This is a genomic window from Acinetobacter tandoii (assembly GCF_008867985.1).
Taxonomy (GTDB): domain Bacteria; phylum Pseudomonadota; class Gammaproteobacteria; order Pseudomonadales; family Moraxellaceae; genus Acinetobacter; species Acinetobacter tandoii.
The window spans coordinates 424,820-450,829 of record NZ_VXLD01000001.1 but is presented as its reverse complement, the minus strand read 5'-3'; the positions used below and the strand labels follow the sequence as shown (position 1 = coordinate 450,829).

The following is a 26,010-nucleotide window of genomic DNA, read 5'->3' as shown; positions in this document are numbered from 1 at the left end:
TTACGATGTTTTACTGTAACCCTCGGTTTCAAAATATATTATTTATTATCAATAATTTACTTAATTTTAAAGGTTGTGGGTTTCGCTAAGTTACTCACCTTGAGTAACCGTGTAAGTTATTGTTTATACATTAATAAAATCGTGAATTTAGCGTTTTTTTGAAGGGGTTACAGAATTCGGGAAAGTCATTTTGACCCTTAGATTCCCCTACTTTTCCCTTGCTTTCTTATGGTCAGTTTTTCTTAGGTGCAGGGTTTTGCAGATTTGTCGGGATTTTTGCAGAACTGCCCTTTCCTCTGTTTTTTCTATGCCAAGCCCAGTCTATATAAGGCGTTGGGGGGAACTTTTTGTCCCGAAATTTTAAAGTGATTCCGAGACAAAAAGCCCGCAGGTGACGTGGGGGGTCAACCGCCCGCGTGAATCCTGAATGTGCAGGTGGCTGCACATTCTTAGGATGGTTTTGTTTATGGTTTTGCTGCGAGTTGCTGTTGGATCTCGTGGACTTGGAGGTGAAGGCTGCACATGATGGCATTGAACTCGCCACTTGGAATGCCATCGTCATAGTGCATGCGGGACATGGCAGAGATGAACAGCTCCAGCTTTTCTATAGAGTCGCCTACAGTTTCCAATAGGTCTTCTAGGTCTGCTGGTGGGTTGCCTGCTTTAAGATGTGGAATCATGCTACACCTCCCAACTGTACTGCGGTTTGCTTGAACACTATGCAGCGATGGGTTTTGTCATCTATCACGCTACGCACGGCATGACCGTGTTGTATGTAATGCGGGTATGGATAGATACTGGCTGCAAGTTCTTGTATGAGTGCTTTGCTGTCTGGTAGTCCGTGGATGGCTGCGCAGACTTGCGGTAGGTTCAATGCGATGTGGTCTGCCTTGTGGCTATGGTTGAGTAGATGTAGACCGTACTTGTGGACGGCTTCCCAAAAGTGTTGCAGTACTGCGTTGTTACGTGTGACCACTGGGACGACTGCATGTATAGACAGTTTGGTTTTGTGCAGTCGGTTGCTAAACCATATAACTTCGACTTGGTCGAGTACGCCTTCTGCATTGGTAATGAGTTGGTTTACGGTGAGTTCTGGACTGCCTGAGTTTAGGCGTACCTTTGTACCGACTTGTATGCCCTGCTGCTCGATGAGTTGTTGGTTTTGGAGTAGCGTTGCCATAGCATTAAAAGCATTGATAAATGCGATTTTGATTTGTGCTGCTTTCTCTCCAGTAAAGCCCATGACCAAGAACATCCAACCGTCTTTGGTCATTTCGTACATAGGACGAGATTCACCTTTCGCATCAATATATTCAACCAGCCCAAAATTGGGCTCGTTAAATTCTTTTGGACAATCTAAGGATTCAATAGCTCGTAAAACATGAGTGTGCCTTTTGCCAAATGCATCGGCCACTTTGAGACTATCGGTTTTGATTTTTTGGTCTTGAATAAAGACAGCTTGGCTAAGATCGAGTGCATTCATTTTGCACCGCCTTTCATCCAATGGATGATGCGTGATTTAAAACTTAGTTTTTGTGCAAAGTCTGGAGAAGTTAGACGTTGAAAACAAATTTGATCTAGGCGTGTTTGTGCCTGAATAGTTTTATTCATTATGGCTTTCCTTTTGAAAGGTTCTTACAGCCACCAAACCTGCGAAAATTTGGTGGCAGACCGAATGAGGTTCGCAGTACCGTCAAAAGGAAACGGCCAGCCCGAAGGCTGCCTCATCCGATCTACCATAACGAAAGGTACACGGATTCTTCAGATAAAAAAATACCGCTTGAGCAGCGGATTTTATCTGCCTTTTGATAGCGAGCTGCGAAACTCGACCACGATGTAGGTGGTTTTTTTAGAGTAGCTTAGATACTATGGGTGGGTCAAGATGTGATACACACCGCATTTATACCAATCACTTTAAAACAACAGAGTAGAATATGAGTTACCAAATCAAAGATTCAAATATTTCACATTACTTTGAAACTTTGGATCTAGAACCTGAACCAGGAATACTTTATGTACTTCCTGAAGCTTTAGATGAAAATACATGTTTACTAAATGCACATGCTATAGAGTTTTCTAAAGATCTAAGAGAGTCTGGGTTTACAGTTAATGTATTAAGAAGTGATGAACATCAGTATTATGTAACTAAAAGTGCAGAAATCATTTTACCACTTATCTACGGTATACCATTTTCTATCTTTGCAAACTTCATAACTGATTGGCTCAAAGTGAATTATTATTCAGGGCAAGAAAAGAATAAAATTATTAAAATAAGATACAGCGGTTACGATAAAAATGGGAAGCCTAAAGAAATAGAGCTTGAAGGGGTTTCTGAAAACATTAATGAAACGCTGGAAAAAATGAAAGACGTTGGAATTTTTAAGTGAGTTAAAAATGTATTCTAAGGCTAAACTTTCATTTTTTGGAAACCCGTCAGAATTAGCTTCTGAGTCATGGCATATGTTCAATCAGTCAATGAGACTATCAAGACGTTATCCAGATGATGAAGAGTTTTATTTACGTCGCTCACTTGATCATTTACTGAATTGTTTTTGGTATTACCAAAATTCAAGAGTTGGATTATCTATTTTAATGCATGCTATTGGAAGGTATTTAAATATAAATCATGGTTGCCCAATTGACCAAAATATTGGGTACCATCGAACTCAATGCCCAAATATGTTATTACATCTTGATTTTGGATTTAGCATCAGAGCTAAAGAAAAATATATATGCTCGATATGTTTATCTGATCCCTTAGACTGTATTCATAGAGCAGGAAGGATATATGATGACGTTAAGTGTCAATATTTCATGAATCAATGTAACATTTGTGGAGAAGCTAAAGACAATTGTAAGCACGTTGAAAATATTCTTTATAATCAGGTCTTAGCTAGCAACATTGTAAGTGCTATGGATATTATTACTTGGGATATTGTTTCAGAGCCTCTTGATGTTTTTACTCGTATTTACGATAAGCCGATTTATCCTGATGAGATTTACAAAGAGCACTATGGTGTAAATTGGAAAGATTTTTATGGAAATCTACCCCTCAATTGCGACCATTGTTTAACATGCCATAAGTATGACCCAAATAAAAATAAAAAAATTAAGAAATTAGAAAAACTTAAATCCTTAAGCTAATTTTTAAAAAAGAGAGCTTTCGCTCTCTCTTTTTTATCACACGAAATTATCAATAATATAATCAGCTAAAGAATCGTACACAGCATCCATTTCTTGCATCAATTCAATTTGATTTGGAGCCCACTGTCCTCTTTTTCTCAATTCATTTGTAGGTCTTACACTGGATAAGTATTTGATTGGTATATTTTGATAAATACTATCTGGTGCCATTACATTTAGATCTTCAATTTTTGCAACAGGTTCTGTAATAATAAATTCAGGAACTGCATCATAAGTATTGATTTCTTGCAAACTTGGGATCATTTTCTCCTCAATAGCCTTTGAAATCGCAACAAGATGTGCGGCGTCAGCACCCACTTCCTTTTTAATATCAGTACCAGGTTGGCGTCTTGTATCAAATCCATTAAAGATCCAACCACCAAATTTCGGCATACCTTTAGTTCTAATTAGTTCATCACTTGGATCACTCGCTAAAAATCTTTTCTTCCCCTGCTCCCAATCTTCAACAAACAATGGAAGCATTTCACCAATTAGTCCTACACAATACGCAGAGAATAAATCAGCAGTACAAGGTACTAAGAAATAGTCTGAACAATATAAAGCAGATCTTACAAGTGTATTAAATGATGGCGGCAAATCAATCAGGACATAATCATAGTTAATATCATTAATAGTTTGTGCTTCTTCAGTTATTAGTTGCGGAATCATAAAACGGTATAAACCAGAACCACTTACAACATCAGTACCAACACTGAGAATGTCAGAAAAGTTATTTAACCAAAAATCTCCAGGAACAATATGACATGTTCCTGACTGTGGCGGAGTCTTTAATTCATGAGTATGCACAGTTCCAGCTTTATTGCGTTGTATATAGGGTAAAGCATAGTCTCTAATTGTTTGCCCAAATGGATGTTTAGTTGATCTCTCTAGAAGGTCAGAAAATTCTTCATCACCCACACTAGCAATCGACAAATTACATTGAGGATCAAAATCAATTAACAAAACATTCTTTCCTTTGTCTGCTAACGAAATTGCCAAGTTCCAAATGGTTGTCGTTTTACCTACACCGCCTTTGTTATTAAAAATCGAAATTGTGGTTGCCATTGTGTTATTAATACCTTCTTAGAATTACATTTTTATATTTTACAATATATTACAAGAATAATCTTAGTATCTTTTTTTTATTTTAACTACTAACTTTTACTTCATTAAAGTTTATTGACTCGATCTTTATTCATAAAAGATAAATATCAAAACTAAAAAACAAACTCGTTACTTTTATAGATTTAACTCCATATCTTAGATACTATTACAAGTATTAGAATATAAAATAGAGGGTTATTCATGACTAGTGCAGTATCAGATCCTATCATTGCAACGTCAGAGTTAAAGAAGAGTGTTCGCCATGATATTCCAGTTACTTTTCATGAAATTTATTTCGCTCCAATAAAAAAGCCAAAACAGAAACTTTCTGGTGAGCCTAAGTCCCTACTCAAATTTGAAGACATTATTACTTTAATAATGGATTATGATTACCAAACTGTAGAGTTAGAGTCTAGAGAACGCTATACCTACAATTTTTCAGGTATTCGACAAAATAAAAAAGGCATTTATGAATGCGTCATTAACTGTGATGACAGCCAAGCAGAAGATGTAATCAAACATAATAAAAAGAAGAGAAAAACTGAAATTGTTTCTTTTGATGTAGATGAAAGTCACCTCATCAGAGCTCATGTTTTATTTTTGCCACTAGATCAAACTGAAGGCGTATGTGCGCGCATGCTCATTGAAGGTAATCGTAAAATTTCAGAGCAAATTGTGCGTTTACTATTGCAGAAAATTCTAGATAAAATTGATTCTGAAAACTTCCAACCAGATTTTTTCCAAGAAGACTATGCTGGCACAATCCCAAATGGTCACACAAATTATCAGATGAAATTTGCAATTAAAGCTAAAACAGATCCTGTAACAGATCAAGAATTTGTAAAGCAATTGGAAGCTGGAAATTTTTATCACATTGTAATTTCAGAAAAAAATATTACAAAAGTTCATAGCGAAGCTCCCTTTCTGAATGAAACCTTACAGTCAATCCAACTCAAACCTGTTTTTACAGATGGTAATAAAGGGTTGAAGACTATTTACTCTGGTCTTAAAAGAGTTGCTAAGAAGCGTTTTGGTACTGACACATCAAAGGCAACCAAAGAAATAACCTATAAGCTCTGTTACCCAGAAGGGTCTCACAAGCGAACCGTTAGCTTTAATCCAACCGATGAGCATGTTTCAGATTTCGCTACGAAAAGAAAATGGATTAATAAATTTGAACGACAAAATAAGTCGCAAGACTCTACCTTTGATAATGACTTATGCCGTAGAATGACCAACATGTTCAGAGATGAGGTCGATGATCATGATTCAACTGATATTTAGACCTTTAGACTATATTAAAATTACATGGCAAGCTCAAAAAAGTAATGGGGTAAAATATAATGCAAAGAAGTGGATAGATATTTATTTACCTACTACTGTTGCATTTATTGTTAGTCTCCTAATGGTGTTACTCCTTATATTTAATGACTTCAAAATATTTTTTAAAGGTGATGCTTTTGGTTTATTAACGAGTTTTCTACAAACCTTACCTGGTTTTTATATTGCAGCATTAGCAGCAATAGTTTCGTTTAATAACCCTAAATTAGATGAGATTGACTTTGATGACTGTCCTATTGATTGCAATAACTACAATATGACATTCAGAAGATTCTTAACGAATACATTTGCTTATTTGGCTTGGATTAGTATTTTCATAATTCTCTACTGCCTTGTAATTAAATATATTTTTGAGTCAATCCAAATTAATTTTGTAGATCTCTATTTTCATCTGGTCTATGGATTACTTTTAATTCCACTAATGTTTTTTGTCAGCCAGTTGTTCAGCATTACGGCTATGTCTTTGTTTTATCTTGGTGATCGAATTCATAGACCTTAAATTGAATATGCAGTTGGTTATGCTATCTAGCCAACTGCTTTAGTTTCAAATCCAATTACTTCCCTTCCCAACCACTCATTAATCGGATTCGCAATCCGTTGCATAAGTGGTCTAATCTCCGCATTCCAATGAACTTCTTGTGCCTCCGTAATAGACCCAAAACCACCCGTATTATTAGGAATAATGCCAAGTAACTGAGGCGGTGTACGCATAGCTGCCAAAATGTCATCCCTAGTAATGGACTTAATATGTGCAAACTCATCCTTTGCTGCCACTTCCGACACGGGTATCAACTTAATACCATCAGGCTTACCACTCGGTGAGTACAAAAACAGATTTCTAAAGTTCCCTGGTCCTTTACTGTCTTTGAGTGCCTGACGTAAATTGTTTACATCGTCTTCATTTTGCTGTGGATCGGTCAGGTACAAAATAAACCCAGCATGAGAACCATTGTTATAGTACTTACGACGGAACAAAGTTGCCGACTCATTTAGCCAAGCAGACTGCAAAGCCGCCAAATATTCAGGTGTGCCATACACTTCCTGATTAATATCGCACTCACGTACCTGAAAAACCGAATCACGCTCAAAATGGTGGTACTTCCAGTTTTCCGTAATCATTAGAAATTCTTTCGGGTCTTGTTTACGTCGCATGTATTTGGCCAAAGGCGTGGTTACCTGCACCACTTGGTTTGAACGGCTTTTTATGGCTTCTACATATCCCATGCCAAACACCAAAAAGTCCATGACCAATTGCTCAAAGGCTTTGGAAGACATCAACTTATTAGGCTTAAACGCAGAAACCAACTGATTGCGTTTATAAATAATAGCGGTCGACAAATAAGGCGTAGAACGGAAAGACTTTGCCAAACCCTCTAAACTCACTGGTGGTTCATAGTAAGTTCCATTCCAATACACCTGAAACATGCTCATGTAGTCATGCGTATTCATGACAGGTTCAGGGTCACCGAAGGTAAAGGCTTGAATGCCATTGTTTTGTGCCACAGCAGGCAAGTTTTGAGTTTCAGACATTAGAATATTTCCATTGCAGCAGTATTGTGGACGTTACGCCCTTCCAGTGGTTCATTGGCAAAGACATGCATACATGCCCAAGCAAGGTCGGCATGCCCGACTTCTTCTGAACGTGTGGCTTCAAAAGTGAATTGACGACCTGAGCCTGTCATGGTCTTTTTAATGGCCATAAAGCTTTGTGCAACATCGGTCCAGCCTGCATCAAACTCAAAACGACCTTGATGTACCACATCCATCGCTTTCAGTACCAACATGGTTTTGACTTCGACCGAATAGCTAAAGGTGGTCAGTGCTGGGAAGAACTGGCGTACCAATTGGGCAACGCCCGTCCCCATGCCTGTAGTGTCTAAACCAATGTAGGTCACACGGTAGTTTTCACAGACTTTTTTGATGTAAGCCGCCTGTGCCTGAAAATCCATGCCTTTGAATTGATGGCGTTCCAATAAGCGGAATTTTGGGTAATTGATAGATGGCGGTGCGATGACCACTAAGCCTGCGGTGTCACCAGTTTCGGCAGGGTCATAACCGACCCACACTTCCTGATAGCCAAATGGACGCAGGGCTAATGGTTTGAAGTCTCTGTCCCACAGTACCCATGAGTCCACCATGCATGGCTGCATGACTGAAAGTGGAAAGACAGAATGTCCATCATCCATGAACATACACATGAGCAAGTTGGCAAAACTTTCTGCCGAATACTCAAAGCGTAATTCATCAATATCGAACAGGTCACAACCACCGCGTTCGGCATCTAAAATGGTGACAATCTGCCGCCAAATTTTGTCTTCACACAATCGACCATCTTTTAAGGCTTCATGGCTGACATCAATGTTCGGGCGTTTGTCTTTGGCTCTGCCTTTGTTAAAGATTTCCCCTGTCCAGAAGTTATAGGCTTCGTGGCTTTTTGAAGATGGTGTGGAGAAATAGGTTTTGCGCCAGCGTTTGTGCATAGCCATACCAGAAGCAACTTTCTGTAAGGTCTGGAAGCCATGCACCCAAAAGTATTCATCAAAATAAAAATTGCCGTGGAAGCCCTGAGCAGTTTTGGCATTGGTGCCTAAGAATATGAGTTCTGAAGGAGGACCTTCTTCAAAGTTAAGGACGATTGGATCGCCTTGTAAATCCAGATCAATCGACTCTGCTGCAAAAGACTTAATGTAGGATTTGAAAACGTGCGCCTGTGCTTTGGAAGCAGAAAGAAAAATCTGATTGCCCCCGCCTGTAATGGCATCGACAAAGGCTTCACGCCCGAAGTAATAGGTTGCCCCAATTTGGCGGCTTTTTAAGATATTACGTGAACGCTGATTTTTGGCTTTGAACCATGTTCGTTGGTAGTCGAACAACCCTTCTTCAAAATCTGCCTGAACCTTTTCAATCATTGCCTGTGTAATGAGATTACGCTTCGGCATTTTTTTCGGTTTGGCATTACGGTTTTGAATTTTTGGGTTAATGTCGGCTTCATTACCGCCATCAGTCAGATATTTTTCGCGTCGGGCGTATTTATCTTTTTGACGTTCTAACAGGTCGATTTCTTTGAAATCCCCTGGTGTTTTCTTCTCTAATAAATACAGGGTACATAAACGAGCTTCGAGTGCCTGTGCTGCAATTCCTTCAGGTGCGTCTTTGTCCCATTCATCACGGGCTTTCCATGAGTGAACGGTCTTTTCATTTTCCTGTAGGTATTCCGCAATGCTGCTAATACGCCAACCCATCCAGTAAAGGAACTTTGCCTTTACTCGGTTGTCGAAAGTTAGCTCAAAGCGTTCGGTGTCAAATGTATTCATGCGCCAATTAAAGCAATGCATTTTGCACAATGCTTGATTTGGCTTTTGTAGCATCCCTTCTTACAAAGAAGGTTTATTTAAAAGTTTGGATAACGTTGGCAGTAGCTGTAAGGATTGGAGCAAGTTTGGATTTGTAAAACAAATTAAAACACTGAATTATATGAAATAAAAAGTTAAATTACGTATAACATGCATTATGTTAATGCTTCTAATTGGCTTTGAAACTATATCCAAAATTTATGTGATCTAGATCTGTTTCATCAGTAAATAAAATCCCTAATACATATTTAAATCTTTCATATCTATCATAAATAGTTGGAATTCCCCAATCTTCATCTACGGTATATAATTCATGTTCTTTCAAAATAGAAAAATTATCCCAATCAGAAACAATCATTAATTGTGTGATCCTCATAACACCCCATAAAACATTTCGAGGAATCGGTGTATTCTTTGGATAATGAAAGTTGATACTTAATAAATCTTTTTCTAATTTCCAGTATTCAAGATCAGACCAAACACAGTAATCGAGCCACAAACCTATAAATGAATTAGGGTCATATATCCCTTCACCTAAAAAAGTTATATTTCTATTAAAGTTTTCAAACACAGTATTCAATCTCCAATTCTATTCATATTTACATCATATGTGCCATTTCGTGTAGTTTTACTATTTAGCATAATGGCTATTATGCGAAATTTTTAAGCTGCCTAAATTGTTATCGTTTTCAAATTAACATTATTGATCAAATCACATATCTCTTCCAAAGAAATAAAGGTTTGATTCCTCAATTTTTACACATTCAAATCATACTTCCTTTTTGTAGCATCCCCTCTTACAAATCCAATTTATTTACTAATGCCGTCGGACTTTTAATGATGCTCATTATTTGATGAGTAAATTCCAGAACGGTTAAACACATGACAAATAAATCTAAGTTCTTTCGTGTTGCAGTCGAAGGAGAAACTATTGATAAGCGCGTGATTGAACGCTCTTGGATTGAACAAGCTGCAAAAAACTACAACCAGTCTGTATATGGCGCTCGTATTTGGGTTGAACACTTACGTGGTGTAATGCCCGATTCTTCCTTCCGTGCTTATGGTGATGTACTTGCTGCAAAAGCCGAAGAAGTCGACATTAACGGTGAAAAGAAACTGGCATTGTTTGCACAAATTGATGCAACTGCCGACTTGGTGGAAATGAATAAAAAGCGTCAGAAGATTTTCACCAGTATTGAAATTGACCCGAACTTCCAAGGCAAAGGCGAAGCCTATTTGGTGGGCTTGGCTGTGACCGATTCCCCTGCCTCTATCGGCACTGAAAAATTGAGCTTTTCTAGCATGGTTGCCAAGTTTGGTGAAAATGCAGAAAAGAATGCCTTCTCAATTGCTGAAGAAGCTCAAATTGAATTTGAAGATGACAGCAAAGGCTTATTTGCTGGAATGGTTCAGAAGTTCAGTGACCTGTTTTCTCCTCAAATTGAACAGCAAGGCGCAGAAGCCAAACTGAACTTTACCGAAGTCAAAAAAGTACTCGAGCAAATTGCAGAAACTTTTGGCAAGCAAAGTACGGCTTTCTCAAAAATGCAGCAAGAACTGAATGAGCTGCAAACCAAGTACAGCGAACTTGAGCAAAAGCACAACGCCCTTTCAGATTCATTCAATCATCAACCTGACCCAAATCATCACAAGCGACCTGAAAGCACTGGGCATTCGGGCAGTAATGCTGCTGTTGTTTATTAATACGGAATTCTTTAATCATGCGTAACGATACACGTAAAAAGTTTAATCACTACATGGGTGAAGTTGCCCGAATTAACGAAGTGGACAGTGCAGCGGTTCAGTTCACTGTTGCCCCGACACCTTCACAAAAGCTGGAAGAAAAGATTCAACTCTCTAGTGAGTTTTTAGGGCGCATCAATGTCATTGAAGTGGTTGAAGCGACAGGTCAAGCCATTGGTCTTTCTGTAAATAGCACCATTGCTGGGCGTACCGATACCACTGGTGATGCCAAACGTAATCCATCCGATCCGACAGGTTTATCGGCAAATACCTATGCTTGTCAAAAGACCGACTTTGACATTGCCTTGCTCTATTCAAAAATTGATGCCTGGGCAAAGTTTGCCGACTTCCCTGAAAAATGGGCGGGTGCCTGTGCCAAAGCCATTGGTTTAGACCGCATCATGATTGGCTGGAATGGTACAAGCATTGCAGCAACCACCAACCGCAATACCAATCCATTGCTGCAAGATGTAAACGAAGGCTGGCTACATAAAATTCGTACCCGAAGCCCTGAACGCAACATGACCGAAGTTGTCGTCGGTTCAGGAAAAATCACCATCGGTTCTTCAGGTGACTATAAAAACTTAGATGCCTTGGTCAAACAGTCTGTAGATAGCTTGATTGATGAAGTGCATCAAGATGCAACAGACCTTGTGGTGATTTGTGGTCGTTCATTATTGAACGATAAAAACTTTGCCATTTTGAACCAAGACCAAGACAACCAAAACACACTTGCGGGTCAGGTTTTAGTAGGTCAAAAACAGATTGGTGGCTTACCTGCTGTTCGCGTACCGTTCTTCCCAGACAATGCCTTCCTGATCACCTCTCTCGATAACCTGTCTATTTACTACCAAGAAGGTGGTAAACGTCGCTTCATTCGTGAAGAACCTGAGAAAAACCGTGTTGCTGACTATCAGTCAAGCAACGAAGACTATGTGATTGAAGCCTATGAAAAAGTGGCTTTGGTTGAAAACATTGAAGTCCTGTAGGTGATCTATGAACCATGCACGTAATCACTTCCTTCGCGTTTTAGCAGAGAAATCTGCTAAGGCGGATGCCTTTGGTGCAACCCGCCAAGATGCTTCCGTTTACCAACTTCAACTGGCTGAACTGAAAAACGATAAATCACTGCTTTCACACATTAAATCGGATGAAAGCCGTGCTGAAGCAAAAGCCAAATTGATTCCGAAATACCTGCCTTATGTCGAAGGTATTTTGGTTGCCAATCAAAAGGTGGAGGACGAAATTGTCACCACCATCATGCTGTGGTGTTTAGATGCTGGCATGTTTGACTTGGGCTTAAAAATTGCCGTGTTTGCTTTAGCACATGGTTTAGATATGCCTGATTCATTCAGTCGTGACACCCCAAGCATTGTGGCAGAAGAAATTGCCAATGCTGCTTTGAGCAAACTAAAAGCGGGTGATGTGTTTGATTTGAACATTTTGCTTCAAGCGGAACAGCTCACTGAAAGCTATGACCTGCACGACCCGATTCGCGCCAAGTTGTACTGTGCAATTGGCAAGATTTTTCTCTCTGTCGAGAACTATGTGCCTGCCATTGAGTACATGAAAAAAGCCATTGCCAAGAAAGACAATGTCGGCTGTAAGCAAGACCTTGATCGTGCCGAAAAGCTCTTGGCCAAACAATTAGAGGAACAGCAAGCTGCTGCGTCTTCTTAACCTGTGCCCCCCGCACCTGGTCGGCATGATGGGGATGACAAAACTTTTAAGTTGTTGTTCTGAACCATCATCCACCGACCACCTAGGATATGACGATGACTGGTTTTAGCTTTAATGCCCCAACCACCACACCAGATGAGCTGATTGTGAATGATAGCTTCTTTCCCAATCTGCAATTGAACCTGATCCGTGAATCCGTGCGCTTAGATGGCAGTGTTTCAAATGCGCGTCTGAAAGATGCGGCTATCGCAGCCATATTGGAAATTAACGACCAACTGCGCGCACTTAAATTAAAAGCAGCAACGCTCAACGAACTTGCAACATCCACGATCGATGGCAAGCCCAACACTGAACTGTTGTATTTACGGGCAGTTCATTCAGCCATTGCCGCAGACATTAACGAAAAATATCGAAGCTATGACAGCACCAGTGATGCTCAGAAACGTGCTGAACAATTAGCACCGACCATTGATGACCATCGACGTAACTTACGTTGGGCTATCCGGGACTTGTTGGGGACAAGTCGCTGTACTGTGGAATTGATATGAAAAAAGTGAAGTCTGTTCAGGGGGACACGATTGATCTGATCTGCTGGCGTTATTACGGTCGGACTGCGGGTGTCACAGAAACTGTATTGGAATATAACCCTGATCTGGCTGAACAAGGACCAATACTCACGCTGGGCACAGAAGTGATTTTGCCTGATATCCCTACGCAACAGCAGACAACAAAAACAATTAACTTATGGGATTAAGCATGCCTGAACCAACTGCTACAACCACCACCGCAACAGCCCTCAGTCTAAGTGCTGTTTCCATTCTACCCTTTATTAACGGTAATGCCTTGCTGGGCGCTGTATTGGGTGCTGCGTTTATTGCGACCTATGAAAAGGACTTATCGGCATGGCAGCGTCTGCGCACCATGTTGCTTTCGACAGGTATTGGCTACTTACTTGCCCCTGAAATTACCAGTCGAACCTTTATCACCAGTGATGCCACTGCTGCCTTGATTGCATCGACCTTCTCGCTGTTCATTTTGGTGAAGGCCGTAGATTGGGTAAAGGCATCCAAACTTTCTGACATTTGGAAAACTTTTCGAGGTGGAGGTGCCTCATGATCGAACTCTTATTTCAAACCATTGCTGTTTTAGCCTATCTCTTTTGTGGTGTTCGGATTGTCTGCTTTAGCCGTGAAGAAACATCATTTCACCGTGGCTATTCTTGGCTTGCAGCTTTACTGATTGCCTCATTCCTTGGGCAGTCTGTGCACATTCTTTTCTTTAAAGATCCTGTCACCCTATGGGATGCCATCTTCGCCATATTACTTGCCCTGATTGTGCTACGTAGTCGCGGTAATGTTGCCAAACTGATCTGGAGTCCATCATGAAATTATTGAAGTTTGGAAGTAAAGGTTCAGCCGTTTCTGAGCTACAGCAACTCCTGATTAAACAGGGTGTGAAAGGGAAAAATAATAAAGCCTTATCTGTAGATGGTGATTTTGGTGAAAGTACTGAATATGCTGTGATTCAATTCCAGAAAAAAATCGGCATAAAAGTGGATGGCATTGTTGGGAATGCAACATTGAATGCACTTAAAGGGCTGGACTTTTCTAAACACCTAAAAGATGCAGACTTAGTGACTGGTGCTAAACGTCTAGGTGTCCCTGAAATTGTCATTCGCGCAATTGCTGAAGTTGAAACACTTGGCGATGGTTATTTGCCTGATGGTCGACCAAAGATTCTGTTTGAACGTCACCGTATGTATTTTTACCTCAACCAGAAATGTGGAAAAGACTTTGCTGACCAAATGATGAAGCAGTACCCCAATATCGTGAACACCCAGACTGGTGGCTATCATGGTAATGCGGCTGAATACACCCGTTTGGCTTTGGCCAAACAAATTGATGAAGACTGTGCCTTGATGTCTGCGTCATGGGGACGTTTTCAATTGATGGGTGAAAACTGGAAAGACCTTGGCTATTCATCTGTACAAGAATTTATCGAACAGCACTATCAAAGTGAAAGCCTACAGTTTGAAGCTTTTCTACGTTTCTGCGAGTTCAAGTCAGGTACGGTCGCTGGCAAAAAGTGGACTTTACTGGAGGCATTACGCCAGGAGAACTGGGATGCTGTATTTAGTCTGTATAACGGTCGCAATTATAAAAAACTCGGCTATGACACCAAGTTTCTTCGCATTATGAACCGCCTAGATCCTAGCTATCAGAGCAATGCAGCATGAAAAAGCCCAATAACCTTCGAGAGTATTTGGTGAGCCATCTGAAGTTTCTTCAGGATAATCCAGACAAACTCAGCATGCATATTGAAAGTGGTCGCTATCGTTCTACCCTTGCCAACGGCTACGGCATGGAAAGCATTTCTCCTGTGAAGTTCATTATTCAGGACTTCACGGGGGATCCCGACTTGATTGCCTTCTTGCTATTTCAATGGCTGCGGGTGAATCAGTCTGAATTGCTCGCCAATTTAGACAAGAACAAGAATGCTGTGAAGTTTGAAGCTGAATTTCTGGACAATGACAAAGCCGATGTGATGTTTGAATTTGAGCTGACAGAACGTGTGATTATTCAAAGACAAGACAATGGCAGCTACAATTTTTCTTATCCTGATGAACCTCAATATTCACCAGCATTGCCCGTGACCGAGTGTGAAATGGCAGATGAGCAAGGCAATATTCTAGCAACATGGACCAGTATTGAGCCTTCTAATACTGTTGCACTTGAAATGCCTTTGGCAAAAAAACCTCAGTGAGTTAAACCATGCGTGAAAACTTAGATGATTTGGTTAAATACCTGACGCCATTACTGAATAAACTCAGTGATGGCGAAATGTCTAAACTGAATAAAAAAGTCGGTGCAGATTTGAGACAGAGCCAACAACAACGGATTGCGGCTCAACTTAATCCCGATGGTTCTAGCTATACTCCAAGACGGTTACGAGACGGTAAACGGATCCGTCGCAAAATGTTTACCAAATTACGTGCTCAACGTTATTTCAGAAACTTCTCCAATGCCGACAAAGTCAATGTTGGGTTTTTAACTAATGTCGTTTTTGTGGCACGTATTCATCAAGAAGGTTTACGTTCTCGCGTCAGTCAAAATGGCCCTACTATTACCTACCCCAAACGTGAACTGTTAGGCTTCACACCAACTGATATTCAATTGATTGAAGACTCTGTAATGCGACACTTAAAAACTTAACTTTGTCGCTAAAATGAAGAAGTTCTATTTGTAATATCCCCTCTTACAAATTGCCATTAATGCAAGACACACAGCCTTAACGCAAAGTAGGCACATGAGTGCTGAAATCCATCGTCGCTTAGAAAATTTGATCCGTTTAGGTCGAATTAAAAGCGTTACCCCTGCTAAACCTTTTCATACAGTCACTGTCGATCTAGGCGATATCGTGACTGATGAATTACGTCTATTCAATCTTCGTGCAGGTGCAGACCTGAGCCATGACTTACCTAGTATCAATGAAGAGTGTGTGGTCTTTAGCCCTACAGGTGAGCTGACGCTCGGCATTGTTTTGGTGGGTTTAAATAATGAAGCGTTTCCCACTCCGTCATTGAATCCCAACATCAAATTAAGAGTTTATGAAGATGGTGCCATGATCAGCTATGACACAGCCAACCATTCCTTACAGGCAATTCTTCCCAATGGCAGTACTGCCATTCTCACCGCAACTGGAGGAATTACCGTGAATGGTGACACCACCATCAATGGAAATCTGCAAGTGAATGGCAGCACAGCAATGACTGGCAATAACACCGTAGGCGGTAGCCAACTCGTTCAAGGCAGCAGTCATTCTTCAGGTAACTTTAGTACCGAAGCTGATGTAAAAGCTGGAAGCATTAGCCTGAAAAATCATAAACATGGTGGGGTTCAAGCGGGTGGCTCTGATACAGGAGTATCCAAAGCATGATGTCACGTGAAACTGGTCAAAGCCTTGATGTGATTCCCCACATCAAACAGTCTATTCAGGACATTCTATTCACCCCGATTGGGAGTCGGGTTATGCGTCGTGAATATGGCTCCATGATTTTTAAACTGATTGACCAACCCTTTAATGATGCTGTGCGTCTGCAAGTCATGGCAGCCAGTGCTACAGCCATTATGACTTGGGAAGACCGAGTCAAACTGACCAGTGCCAAGTTTTCCAAAGCCGAAGATAGTCGCTTCCAGATTGACCTAGAAATGCAGCTCGTCGGTACAGATCAAACCAAGAAACTCTCTATTCCTTTAAATTACGGGTCTTCGCTATGAGTGTTGATTTTTCGCAATTGATTCAACCAGATATCATCGAAGAAATTGACTTTGAAGCTCTATATACCGAGCGTAAAGAAGCACTTATTCAGCTCTGGCCAAGCGAAGAGCAACCCTCTATTCGCCAAACGCTGACACGTGAAAGTGAACCTCTGGTTAAACTGGTTCAAGAAAACTGTTATCGGGAAATGATTTTACGGAATCGGATTAATCAGGCTGCTCGTGCCCTGTTATTGGCTTATGCAACAAAAAATGATTTAGACCAACTCGGCGCTAACTTCAATGTTAAACGTCTAGTTGTTTCTCCAGCCGATAATTCCACTACACCACCAACTGAAGCAGTCATGGAATCAGACGATGCTTTCCGTGAACGGATTCAACTGGCTTTTGATACCTTATCTGTTGCAGGACCTGAAGCAGCTTATAAAAAATTTGCCCGTGATGCCGATGGCCGTGTGGGGGATGTTTCGGTGGTTTCACCTCAACCTGCCTTTGTCACTTTAACCATTTTACAAGCGGACTCTTTAACCGGATCTGCTTCTCCAGAACTGATTCAAATTGTCACAAATGCGGTGACCGCAGAAGATGTTCGTCCTATTGGTGATCGAGTCACCGTTCAGTCGGCATCGATTGTTAACTATGCCATTAATGCCAAACTCTACATTGGCAAAGATCCAGAAGCAGCAACGTTGTTGCAACAAGCAATTGCCAATGTAACTGCCTACGCCACCAAACAAAAACGATTGGGCAGATCCATTCGCATGTCTGCAATCTATGCAGCTTTACATATTGATGGTGTAAATCGAGTCGAATTGATTAGCCCTGCGGCAGATTTCGTATTAACACCTGCCCAAGCATCCTATTGCACCAGTATTTCAGTAACGATCGGAGGGGTTGAATGAGCCAATTACTCCCTCCGAATAGCACTCAATTCGAGCGAAATGTCACAGCAGTCACATCACAAAATAGTGCCTTACCTGTAGCAATCAAAACACTGGCTTCCATCGATGATGCGCCAGATCCATTTTTATCATTTCTTGCTTGGCAGTATTCAGTCGACTCATGGGACACCAGTTGGCAACCGTCATTACAGCGTCAACTGATTAAAAAATCCTTTCGTCAACATCAAATTAAAGGAACGCGTCAGGCGGTTCGTGAAGTACTGGCACAGTTTGGCTATCAGTGCATTTTCAAAGAATGGTTCGAAGCCACCCCGATGGGTACACCTGGAACTTTCACCTTAGAACTAAATCTCAATGGTCTGGAACTGACAGAAGACACCTATGCTGAAGTGAATCGGCTTGTAAAAGATGCAAAGCCTGCCAGTCGTCACCTCACCAATTTAATTATTAACGTTCAACCCATCTGTATTCCGCGAGTTGCTGTCGGCACTCATGGCGCGGAAACAGTCACAATTTATGTCGAGTAGAATATGGCAGCAACCTACAAAGGTATTTTAACCAATAACGGTAAAGCACTGATTGCCAGTGCAACCCTCAATAATAAAATCAACTATTCTCATATTGCGGTTGGGGATGGCAATGGCTCAGTGCCTACTCCTTTAGAAACGCGAACTGCATTAGTAAATGAAAAAGCTCGTATCGCTCTCAATGTAGTCGAGATCAATCCAAACAACACCAATCAAATCGTCTGTGAAGCTATTATTCCTTCAACTACAGGTGGTTTCTATATTCGTGAACTTGGGCTTTATGCAGGTTCGACCATGGTGGTGAATGCCAACTATCCACCAACCTACAAACCTTTAGCCGATGAAGGTGGCGCACGTGAAATTGCGCTGAAGCTCGTTATTAATATTCAAAATGCTGAAGTTATCGCACTCTATTTAGATAATTCATTAATTTACGCGACTAGAGCATGGGTCGATACCAATTATCTTCGTCGTAATGAATTGGTGGATAACCTGACCACCAATGATGCAACGAAACCGTTGACTGCCAAGCAAGGTAAGAAACTTCAAGATGAAAAAGCAGCACTTGCAGGTGCAGATTTCACAGGTGGAATCTCAGCACCAGTTTTAGTTGCAGGCAATGAAAATACATCTTACCCATCCCTCCAATTCAAACCGAAGGGGGCAACCAATGGCGCAATCTTAGAAATGGCTCCATCTGGAATGCCATACTTTGCCATTCGTCCTAAAGAAACATTGAATAGTTCAACAGGGCAAATTGCTATTTTCTATTTTCCCAACAAAACAGGGAGCCAAACCTTAGCTACCCTCACCGACAATGTTGCGAGTGCATCCAAATGGCAAACAGCACGTACTGTTAGTTTTTCAGGTGCAGCAACTGGTTCATTTTCCATTGATGGTTCAGCAAATGCATCTTGTATTTTAACATTGGCCAATTCTGGTGTGGTTGCAGGAACTTATACCTCAACCATTCAAATTCCATCCATCACGGTCAATGATAAAGGACAAATTACAGGTATTTCGCAACAGAACATTCGTTCCGCTTCAGTTAATCAAAGTGGTGTAGTGCAATTAAATGACTCCTTAACCAGCACTGCTACCGATCAGGCATTAACGGCTGCACAGGGTAAAAAACTGCAAGATGAAAAAGCCCCACTAGCATCTCCTGTTTTAACAGGTACGGCATCCTCTCAAGTTTTAAGAATTGATCGTAATGCATATCCTCGACTGGAATTTTCACCGAATACCGCAGGTGAGCATGGTGCCATCATTGAATGTTCAGACAGTGGTTATCCATATTTTGCTGTACGTCCTAAATCAACATTAGGCTCTGGAAGTGGTCAAATTGCATCGTTCTCATTGCCATTAAAAACAGGTTCGCAAACATTAGTCGTTAATTCAGATTTAGGTGATGCTGCTAGTAAAAATGTCACTACATCCACATTAGATAAAAATCCGAATGCTATTTTAAAGTCAGGCGACTTTGGTATTGGTACTGCTATTCGTACACAATCATTGGTAGCCGACATCAATAATCTGACGGCCCCTGCGAACTATGGTAATGACACTTTTGCCAGTGCAACAACGGCAAATAACTTCCCCTTTACAAATAATGTCGGAAATTTGAATGTTCTAGATGCAGGTGGTTCTAACGGTTACCGTGGACAAATCTATACTAGTCTAAACAACCAGCGAATCGCTTACCGTATTACCTCGAATGCAGGTTCTACATGGTCAGGCTGGAAAGAGTTTGCTTTCACTGACAGTAACATTACAGGCAATGCCGCGACTGCAACCAAATTTGCTACTGCACGGTCAATTAATGGTGTCAATTTTGATGGTTCAGAAAATATTACAATCGCTGATGATACAAAGCTTGCTTTGACAGGTGGAACCATTACAGGGGTAGTGACTTTTAATGCCTCAATTACACTTAAAAATGGGATGAATTCTGCCGTAGCGGTCGGCTTTTTTAATTCTGGTTCTGCTCAAAATATTAATGTAGGCGGCTTATTAGTATCGAATGCATATGCAGATGCATCATTAGTTCCAGCGAATGGAATTTACTCAAAAGGTGATATCAAGACAATTGGGTCAATGTATGCGATCAAATTTGAAGGAGATCTCATTGGCAATGCCGCGAGTGCATCCAAATGGCAAACAGCGCGTACTATTGCCCTGACAGGTGCCATTACAGGTTCAGCCACTTTCGATGGCTCAGGTAATATTTCTATCGATACAGTTGGCTTAGGTGTTGGCCAAACATGGCAAAACTTAACAGCAAGTCGTTCACTTGCGACTACGTACACCAATTCTACAGGTAAACCCATCATGGTATCTGTCGCATGGGAGCAGAGTAACCAAGGTGAAATGACGCTTACAGTTGGTGGAGTTGCTGTAGATCGTGGTCGTCAAAACCAAGTTGGTGGTGGTGCAGCAGTTCAGGCCATTGTTCCAGCAGGTGCAACCTATAGTGTGACAAGTACAGCCAACACCATCGCATTCTGGTCGGAGTTAAGATAATGAAATACTTTAAGAACCCTACAGGTGAAGTCTATGCTTTCGAAGCAGATGGTTCACAAGATGATTTAATTACAGATGAATTTGTAGCAATGACCACAGATGAAATTGATCGCCATCTCAATCCACAAAACTATCTCAGTGATGAAGAAAAAGAACAGCTTCGACTGGCTCAATTCCAATCACTCACCCGTCGTCAGTTTAAATTGGCATTATTGGAAAATAACCTACTCGAAACCGTCGAGCAGACCATCAATACAATTGAAGATCCAACCCTCAAGACCCGTATTCAAATTGAATACAACGAATCAGAACGGTTCGAACGTAGTAATCAATCTGTTCAATATATGCTTGGATTTCTGAATTTAACTGCTAAGCAAGTCGATGAAATGTGGTTTTATGCCTCTACTCTCTAAATTTGAATTTGTAGCATACCCTCTTACAAAACCCCACGCTTAAAACGTGGGGTTTTATATGCAAGCCTTTTGTTGAACTAGAACATCAACAAAAGGTTGCCCTATGGCATTAGATGAATATCACCACGGTGTCCGAGTTGCAGAAGTCAATAACGGTACACGTTCCATCCGAACGGTGGCTACCAGTATTATTGGCTTAATTGCAATTGCTTCAGATGCCGATGCTACGCTGTTTCCACTAAATACACCTGTGCTTGTCACCAATATCCAAAGTGTAATTGGTAAAGCTGGTGTACTTGGTACATTAAAATCTTCACTACAAGCAATTGTCGATCAGACTAACACGACCGTAGTGGTAGTCCGTGTAGATAGTGCACAAACCGAAGCAGAACAAAGCTCGCTTGTCATTGGCACCACCACAGCAGCAGGTCAATACACAGGCTTAAAAGCTTTGCTTACAGCCAAAGCAAAACTTGGCGTCACCCCTCGCCTCATTGGTGCACCAGGACTTGATACCCAAGCTGTAACCACTGCACTTGTAAGCACTGCACAAAAGCTACGCGCATTTGCTTATGCATACGCCTATGGCTGCGAAACAAAAGAAGAAGTGGTGGCTTATCGTGAATCCTTTACAGCCCGCGAGCTTATGCTCATCTGGCCACAGTTCATCCGCTTCAACACGGAAATATCCCAAAACGAAGCCATTTCCCCTGTGGCTTATGCGCTAGGTCTACGTGCCAAAATCGACAACCTGACAGGTTGGCACAAAGTCATTTCCAATGTGGCGGTCAATGGTGTGGTCGGTATCAACAAAGATGTCTGGTGGGACTTACAACAAACAGGAACCGATGCCGACTACCTCAACTCAAATGGCATCACCACACTGATCCGTGAAGATGGCTTCCGCTTCTGGGGTTCACGTACCTGCGACACTGACGGTCTATTTCCTTTCGAGAACTATACCCGTACCGCGCAGATTATTGCCGACACAATTGCCGAAGCACACATGTGGGCAGTCGATAAACCATTGCATCCATCATTGGCAAGTGACCTGATTGAAGGCATTCGCGCCAAACTCAGTGACCTGACCAATAACGGCTATCTCATGGGTGGTGAGGCTTGGTATGACGAAACCAAGAACCCTGTTGAAAACCTCAAAGCTGGCAAATTCCGACTGTCTTATGACTACGGTCCTGTTCCACCTCTCGAAGATCTAGGTTTCTACCAAATGATCACAGACGACTATCTTGCAGATTTTGGCGCACGGATCACGGCATAACGCTGTGATTTGTCCACCCCTTATTTGAGTAAAACACATGGGACTACCAAACAAACTTAAAAACCTGAACCTGTTTAATGATGCTGAATCATTAGTGGGTGAAATCGCTGAATGCACCCTACCCACCCTAGGACGTAACTTTGAGAACTGGCGTGGTGGTGGCATGAATGCTCCAGTCGCGATCGATCAAGGTATGTCTGAAGACTCTATCGACTTTGAATGGAAAGTTGGTGGACTCAACCTAACCTCAATTCGTCAATACGGCATTACCTCTGTCTCTGGTGTCTTGCTGCGCTTCGCTGGTGCTTACCAACAAGATGACACGGGTGCTGTCACTCCTGTCGAAGTTGTACTTCGCGGTCGACATGAAGAAATCAACATGGGCACACAAAAGCCAGGTGATGACACCGAACAAACCATCAAAACCAAATGGACCTATTACAAGCTCACAGTCAACGGCAAGAAAGAAATCGAAATTGATATTTTGGCGATGAAAGAATTCGTCAATGGCGTCGACCGTTTAGAAGCGCAGCGCAAAGCCTGCGGACTGTAATGCCTTACCTACTGCATCACGTCATGCAGTAGGACTCTTTTCATATTCAGGAATTTATAAACATGACCACGCAACAACAAGCTGAAAACCTAGCTGCTATTCAAAACCCGAACGAAGCCAAATACACCCTTGAAACCCCTATTCAAGTCGGTGGGCAAACCATTACCGAAGTCATCATTCGTAAACCAGGCACAGTGGCACTTGCGGGATTGTCCCTACAAGACATTTACCGTTCCGATGTAAATGCCATTTGCCAAGTCATTCCCAAATGTGTTTGGCCACAAATCCCTCGTGAAGCCATGCCACTGATTGACCCTGTCGATCTGGGACAAATTGCAGGACACATCATCTATTTTTTGATGCCGAAGTCGCAGCGTGCAGCGACCGATATCCAGTTATAGACAGCATTCCAGATGTCATCGCAAACATCGCTCTGATCTTTCATTGGTCGCCACGAGACTTCGCAGATATGAGTTTAAGTGATTTGTTTATGTGGCACCAAAAGGCTTTAGAGCGTAACCAAACCCACGAGTAAAGGTAACACCCACCAATGTCGACCTTAAATTTACAAGTTCTTTTTGATGCAAAAGACAGAATCACAGGACCTATGAAGGCGATTATTGGGGGTTCACATGACCTCAGCAGCGCCTTCAAACAAACCCGTACCGAACTTAAAGCCTTGCAAGATCAGCAAGGCAATATCAACCGTTATAAAGAAACCCAAACGGCATTAGAAGCTACAACCAATAAAGCAAAAGAATACCGTAGCGAGTTAAAACAACTACAAACTTTGCAGAAAAGTGGCAATACACTGACAGAAACTCAGCTCAACAAAATCAAGAATCTTGAACAAGGCATTCGTCGACTTAAATCCACCGAAGCCACTCAACGCAGTGAATTACAGTCACATATCCAAGCCCTACAAAAGTCTGGGATGAACGTCGATAAGCTATCCAAAGGTGTAGAGCAATTAAGCGATGAAGAAAGTGCCCTGAAAGACAAAATCCACCAAACCACCATGAAGTTAAATAAACATCGCAATGAGCTAGACAAAAATAGTGAGGCTCAAAAGCGTTTTGCCAAAACCCAAGCCATCCTGCAAAAAGGTTCAGACTTCGCCAAAAAAGGCTTAATGGTTGCAGGTGTTGCAACTGCAACCATGACCGTACCTGTCAAACTGGCAATCGACTATGAATCATCCTTGGCCGATGTCAAAAAGGTTTTTAACGGCACGGCAGCCGAGTTCAAAACCATTAACAATGAAATTGTCGAAATGTCGACACGCTTGCCCATGGCAGCCAAAGACATTGCGGCTATTGTCGCAGCAGGTGCACAGTCAGGCATTGCCAGTAAGGAATTGACCACCTTTGCTGAAACAGCCGTGAAAATGGGTGTCGCTTTCGATATTTCCGCAGAAGAGTCAAGTCAATCCATGGCAGAGCTACGTACGGCCTTTCGTATGTCACAAGCTCAAGTCACCACCCTTGCCGACCAGATTAACTATCTTGGTAATAACACACCTGCCGCAGCCAAAGGCATTTTGGAAATTGTGCAACGTATTGGACCTTTAGGTGAAGTGGGTGGCTATGCTGCTTCCAGTATTGCTGCTCTTGGTGCAACCTTGCGAGGCATGGGCATTCAAGAAGAAATTGCAGCAACAGGGATTAAAAACACCATGCTGGCTTTAGTCGCGGGTGAGTCTGCAACGAAAGGACAAATCGCAGCCTATAAAGAACTTGGTCTAGATTACGGCAAAGTCGCAAAAGACATGCAGCAAGATGCTAATGGCACAACCCTCATGGTACTCAAGAAAATTGCGACCTTAGAAAAATACAAACAAGCTGCCGTACTCTCCGATCTGTTCGGCAAAGAATCTTTAAGTGCCATTGCTCCACTACTCACCAACATGAGCGCATTGGAAAAGAATTTAGGCTTAGTAGCAGACAAAAGCAAATATGCAGGCTCTATGGAGCAAGAATATGCAGCTCGTGCAGAAACCTCTGCCAATAATATTCAGTTGCTCAAAAATAGTGTCGCTGCTTTAGGCATTGATATTGGTAACGTGTTACTTCCTCCACTGAATAAAGTCATTGTTAAAGTCCGTTCCTTTACCAATGATGTGCGGAACTGGGCAAAAGAAAACCCAGCTTTGGCAGCTACACTGACTAAAGTTGCCGTTGGTGGCATTATTTTATTGGGGGGTATTTCTGCCCTCGCTTTAGGCATTACTACCTTACTCGGTCCACTCGCCATTTTAAAAATGACCTTTAGTGTACTTGGCATAGGCTTCGGTGCTTTGGGTGCAATTTTCTCACCTGTAGGACTCATCATTTTAGGTGTAGTTGCTGCAATCGCAGGGGCAGCTTATCTCATCTATAGGAATTGGGAGCCTATATCGGGATTTTTTACAGGTATTTGGTCCACAATCGAAACCGCATTCAATGGCGGTATTTTAGGTGTTACCGCGCTCATCCTGAACTGGTCGCCTTTAGGCGTTTTCTATTCTGCCTTTGCAGATGTCCTTTCATGGTTCGGAATCGATTTACCTAAGCAATTCACTGGCTTCGGTTCCATGTTGATTAAAGGCTTAATCAACGGCATAGAATCCATGTTCCCTGGACTAAAAAATATATGGTCTGAAATTACCAACTACATGCCCGACTTCATGCGTAAGAAAATGGATATTCACTCCCCCAGCCGTGTCATGGCAGGCATGGGTGGTCATATTGTCGATGGCATTGGGGTTGGGCTAAATAACCGTACTCCAGCACTGCAAACCCAGTTCAAACAAACCCTCGGCATTTTCGATACCTCCATGCCTATTGTCGGCTCAGGTATGAAGCGACCTTTTATAGACACGGTTGGACTCACTGAAAAACCTGTACCTGCAAAGCACCTCAATGGACAAAGTGACCGCAGCCAACAAGCCCCAAAATTCCAACGTGTTGCTGCCATTCAAAGCCCAAGAAGCATCAGCATTACCAACAGTGACAGCATTCAAATCCACATCAATACCAGTGGACAAGGACCACTGCACAATGCAGCCAATGAAGTACGTCAAGCCTTAGAGCAGCGTGATCGGCAGCGCAATGCCCAACTTCGTCGTATGTTGACCGATCGGGAGTAGTGCAC

Annotated in this window: 33 protein-coding genes; 25 read left to right on the top strand and 8 right to left on the bottom strand. The window is 41.8% G+C overall.

What is annotated here, in order from left to right; genetic code table 11:
* Positions 1-464 precede the first annotated feature (464 nt).
* Genes F4W09_RS02185 through F4W09_RS17380 form a run of 3 tightly spaced genes read right to left on the bottom strand, consistent with a single transcriptional unit; the run spans position 465 to position 1,611 of the window.
* Complete coding sequence (locus F4W09_RS02185; protein WP_151503865.1) at positions 465-680, bottom strand: hypothetical protein; 216 nt, start codon at positions 678-680, stop codon at positions 465-467.
* Positions 677-1,483 carry a Rha family transcriptional regulator gene (locus F4W09_RS02180; protein ID WP_151503864.1) on the bottom strand — a complete coding sequence of 269 codons (807 nt, stop codon included), beginning with the start codon at positions 1,481-1,483 and terminating at the stop codon, positions 677-679. The genes F4W09_RS02185 and F4W09_RS02180 overlap by 4 nt, the downstream gene beginning before the upstream one ends.
* Complete coding sequence (locus F4W09_RS17380; protein WP_272482697.1) at positions 1,480-1,611, bottom strand: hypothetical protein; 132 nt, start codon at positions 1,609-1,611, stop codon at positions 1,480-1,482. Before F4W09_RS17380 ends, F4W09_RS02180 begins: the two co-directional genes overlap by 4 nt.
* Before the next feature lie 323 nt (positions 1,612-1,934).
* Here F4W09_RS17380 and F4W09_RS02175 point away from each other — a divergent pair, with 323 nt between their 5' ends.
* Together F4W09_RS02175 and F4W09_RS02170 are read left to right on the top strand one after the other, a co-directional pair.
* On the top strand, positions 1,935-2,387 hold the full coding sequence (locus F4W09_RS02175; protein WP_151503863.1) for a hypothetical protein: 453 nt from the start codon (positions 1,935-1,937) through the stop codon (positions 2,385-2,387).
* Complete coding sequence (locus F4W09_RS02170; RefSeq protein ID WP_171492375.1) at positions 2,371-3,144, top strand: hypothetical protein; 774 nt, start codon at positions 2,371-2,373, stop codon at positions 3,142-3,144. The genes F4W09_RS02175 and F4W09_RS02170 overlap by 17 nt, the downstream gene beginning before the upstream one ends.
* 36 nt (positions 3,145-3,180) lie before the next feature.
* On the opposite strand, the gene F4W09_RS02165 is transcribed toward F4W09_RS02170, so the two are convergent.
* Positions 3,181-4,248, bottom strand: a complete 1,068-nt coding sequence (locus F4W09_RS02165; RefSeq protein ID WP_151503861.1) for a ParA family protein — start codon at positions 4,246-4,248, stop codon at positions 3,181-3,183.
* A gap of 240 nt (positions 4,249-4,488) precedes the next feature.
* Between F4W09_RS02165 and F4W09_RS02160 the strand changes: the two genes are divergently transcribed.
* Complete coding sequence (locus tag F4W09_RS02160) at positions 4,489-5,571, top strand: hypothetical protein (RefSeq protein ID WP_151503860.1); 1,083 nt, start codon at positions 4,489-4,491, stop codon at positions 5,569-5,571.
* Positions 5,552-6,127, top strand: a complete 576-nt coding sequence (locus F4W09_RS02155) for a hypothetical protein (protein WP_151503859.1) — start codon at positions 5,552-5,554, stop codon at positions 6,125-6,127. The genes F4W09_RS02160 and F4W09_RS02155 overlap by 20 nt, the downstream gene beginning before the upstream one ends.
* 26 nt (positions 6,128-6,153) lie before the next feature.
* Here the strand turns inward: F4W09_RS02155 and F4W09_RS02150 are convergent, their stop codons facing one another.
* From F4W09_RS02150 to F4W09_RS17450, 4 genes are all read right to left on the bottom strand, one after another.
* Complete coding sequence (locus tag F4W09_RS02150) at positions 6,154-7,158, bottom strand: phage portal protein (RefSeq protein WP_151503858.1); 1,005 nt, start codon at positions 7,156-7,158, stop codon at positions 6,154-6,156.
* On the bottom strand, positions 7,158-8,942 hold the full coding sequence (locus F4W09_RS02145) for a terminase large subunit domain-containing protein (protein ID WP_151503857.1): 1,785 nt from the start codon (positions 8,940-8,942) through the stop codon (positions 7,158-7,160). The genes F4W09_RS02150 and F4W09_RS02145 overlap by 1 nt, the downstream gene beginning before the upstream one ends.
* A gap of 208 nt (positions 8,943-9,150) precedes the next feature.
* Positions 9,151-9,552, bottom strand: coding sequence for an Imm41 family immunity protein (locus tag F4W09_RS02140; protein WP_052662042.1), 402 nt, complete (start codon positions 9,550-9,552; stop codon positions 9,151-9,153).
* Between the two features lie 5 nt (positions 9,553-9,557).
* On the bottom strand, positions 9,558-9,623 hold the full coding sequence (locus F4W09_RS17450) for a toxin C-terminal domain-containing protein (RefSeq protein ID WP_151503995.1): 66 nt from the start codon (positions 9,621-9,623) through the stop codon (positions 9,558-9,560).
* Between the two features lie 240 nt (positions 9,624-9,863).
* Between F4W09_RS17450 and F4W09_RS02130 the strand changes: the two genes are divergently transcribed.
* The 21 genes from F4W09_RS02130 to F4W09_RS02030 all read left to right on the top strand — a co-directional run bounded on the left by F4W09_RS02130 (position 9,864) and on the right by F4W09_RS02030 (position 26,005).
* Positions 9,864-10,685, top strand: coding sequence for a GPO family capsid scaffolding protein (locus F4W09_RS02130; protein WP_131321777.1), 822 nt, complete (start codon positions 9,864-9,866; stop codon positions 10,683-10,685).
* A gap of 17 nt (positions 10,686-10,702) precedes the next feature.
* Positions 10,703-11,713, top strand: coding sequence for a phage major capsid protein, P2 family (locus F4W09_RS02125; protein ID WP_151503856.1), 1,011 nt, complete (start codon positions 10,703-10,705; stop codon positions 11,711-11,713).
* A 7-nt stretch (positions 11,714-11,720) separates the two neighbouring features.
* Positions 11,721-12,404, top strand: a complete 684-nt coding sequence (gene gpM / locus F4W09_RS02120) for a phage terminase small subunit (protein WP_151503855.1) — start codon at positions 11,721-11,723, stop codon at positions 12,402-12,404.
* Positions 12,405-12,499: 95 nt separating this feature from the next.
* A complete protein-coding gene (locus F4W09_RS02115) occupies positions 12,500-12,952 on the top strand; it encodes a head completion/stabilization protein (RefSeq protein WP_151503854.1) in 453 nt (150 codons plus the stop codon).
* Positions 12,949-13,158 (top strand): tail protein X, encoded by a 210-nt coding sequence (locus F4W09_RS02110; protein WP_044738533.1) that lies wholly within the window; start codon positions 12,949-12,951, stop codon positions 13,156-13,158. The genes F4W09_RS02115 and F4W09_RS02110 overlap by 4 nt, the downstream gene beginning before the upstream one ends.
* 2 nt (positions 13,159-13,160) lie before the next feature.
* The gene (locus tag F4W09_RS02105) at positions 13,161-13,520 is read left to right on the top strand and encodes a putative holin (protein ID WP_044738534.1); all 360 of its coding nucleotides are present in this window, start codon (positions 13,161-13,163) and stop codon (positions 13,518-13,520) included.
* Complete coding sequence (locus tag F4W09_RS02100; protein WP_151503853.1) at positions 13,517-13,789, top strand: phage holin family protein; 273 nt, start codon at positions 13,517-13,519, stop codon at positions 13,787-13,789. Before F4W09_RS02105 ends, F4W09_RS02100 begins: the two co-directional genes overlap by 4 nt.
* Positions 13,786-14,640 (top strand): N-acetylmuramidase domain-containing protein, encoded by an 855-nt coding sequence (locus F4W09_RS02095; protein ID WP_151503852.1) that lies wholly within the window; start codon positions 13,786-13,788, stop codon positions 14,638-14,640. The genes F4W09_RS02100 and F4W09_RS02095 overlap by 4 nt, the downstream gene beginning before the upstream one ends.
* A complete protein-coding gene (locus F4W09_RS02090) occupies positions 14,637-15,167 on the top strand; it encodes a phage tail protein (RefSeq protein WP_044738537.1) in 531 nt (176 codons plus the stop codon). Before F4W09_RS02095 ends, F4W09_RS02090 begins: the two co-directional genes overlap by 4 nt.
* Positions 15,168-15,175: 8 nt before the next feature.
* Positions 15,176-15,616, top strand: coding sequence for a phage virion morphogenesis protein (locus F4W09_RS02085; RefSeq protein WP_151503851.1), 441 nt, complete (start codon positions 15,176-15,178; stop codon positions 15,614-15,616).
* 94 nt (positions 15,617-15,710) lie between these two features.
* Complete coding sequence (locus F4W09_RS02080; protein ID WP_044738539.1) at positions 15,711-16,340, top strand: phage baseplate assembly protein V; 630 nt, start codon at positions 15,711-15,713, stop codon at positions 16,338-16,340.
* A complete protein-coding gene (locus F4W09_RS02075; protein WP_044738540.1) occupies positions 16,337-16,681 on the top strand; it encodes a GPW/gp25 family protein in 345 nt (114 codons plus the stop codon). Before F4W09_RS02080 ends, F4W09_RS02075 begins: the two co-directional genes overlap by 4 nt.
* On the top strand, positions 16,678-17,583 hold the full coding sequence (locus F4W09_RS02070; RefSeq protein ID WP_151503850.1) for a baseplate J/gp47 family protein: 906 nt from the start codon (positions 16,678-16,680) through the stop codon (positions 17,581-17,583). The genes F4W09_RS02075 and F4W09_RS02070 overlap by 4 nt, the downstream gene beginning before the upstream one ends.
* Entirely contained in the window at positions 17,580-18,110 is a 531-nt protein-coding gene (locus F4W09_RS02065) for a phage tail protein I (RefSeq protein WP_151503849.1), read from the top strand. The genes F4W09_RS02070 and F4W09_RS02065 overlap by 4 nt, the downstream gene beginning before the upstream one ends.
* A gap of 3 nt (positions 18,111-18,113) precedes the next feature.
* Entirely contained in the window at positions 18,114-20,633 is a 2,520-nt protein-coding gene (locus F4W09_RS02060; protein WP_151503848.1) for a phage tail-collar fiber domain-containing protein, read from the top strand.
* The gene (locus F4W09_RS02055; protein ID WP_044738544.1) at positions 20,633-21,046 is read left to right on the top strand and encodes a hypothetical protein; all 414 of its coding nucleotides are present in this window, start codon (positions 20,633-20,635) and stop codon (positions 21,044-21,046) included. The genes F4W09_RS02060 and F4W09_RS02055 overlap by 1 nt, the downstream gene beginning before the upstream one ends.
* A gap of 103 nt (positions 21,047-21,149) precedes the next feature.
* On the top strand, positions 21,150-22,325 hold the full coding sequence (locus F4W09_RS02050) for a phage tail sheath protein (protein ID WP_151503847.1): 1,176 nt from the start codon (positions 21,150-21,152) through the stop codon (positions 22,323-22,325).
* Between the two features lie 37 nt (positions 22,326-22,362).
* Entirely contained in the window at positions 22,363-22,878 is a 516-nt protein-coding gene (locus F4W09_RS02045; RefSeq protein ID WP_151503846.1) for a phage major tail tube protein, read from the top strand.
* Between the two features lie 62 nt (positions 22,879-22,940).
* Positions 22,941-23,279 (top strand): phage tail assembly protein, encoded by a 339-nt coding sequence (locus tag F4W09_RS02040; protein WP_151503845.1) that lies wholly within the window; start codon positions 22,941-22,943, stop codon positions 23,277-23,279.
* Positions 23,276-23,413, top strand: coding sequence for a GpE family phage tail protein (locus tag F4W09_RS17375; protein ID WP_151503994.1), 138 nt, complete (start codon positions 23,276-23,278; stop codon positions 23,411-23,413). Before F4W09_RS02040 ends, F4W09_RS17375 begins: the two co-directional genes overlap by 4 nt.
* A 15-nt stretch (positions 23,414-23,428) precedes the next feature.
* Positions 23,429-26,005 (top strand): phage tail tape measure protein, encoded by a 2,577-nt coding sequence (locus F4W09_RS02030; RefSeq protein WP_151503844.1) that lies wholly within the window; start codon positions 23,429-23,431, stop codon positions 26,003-26,005.
* The last annotated feature ends 5 nt before the right edge of the window (positions 26,006-26,010 follow it).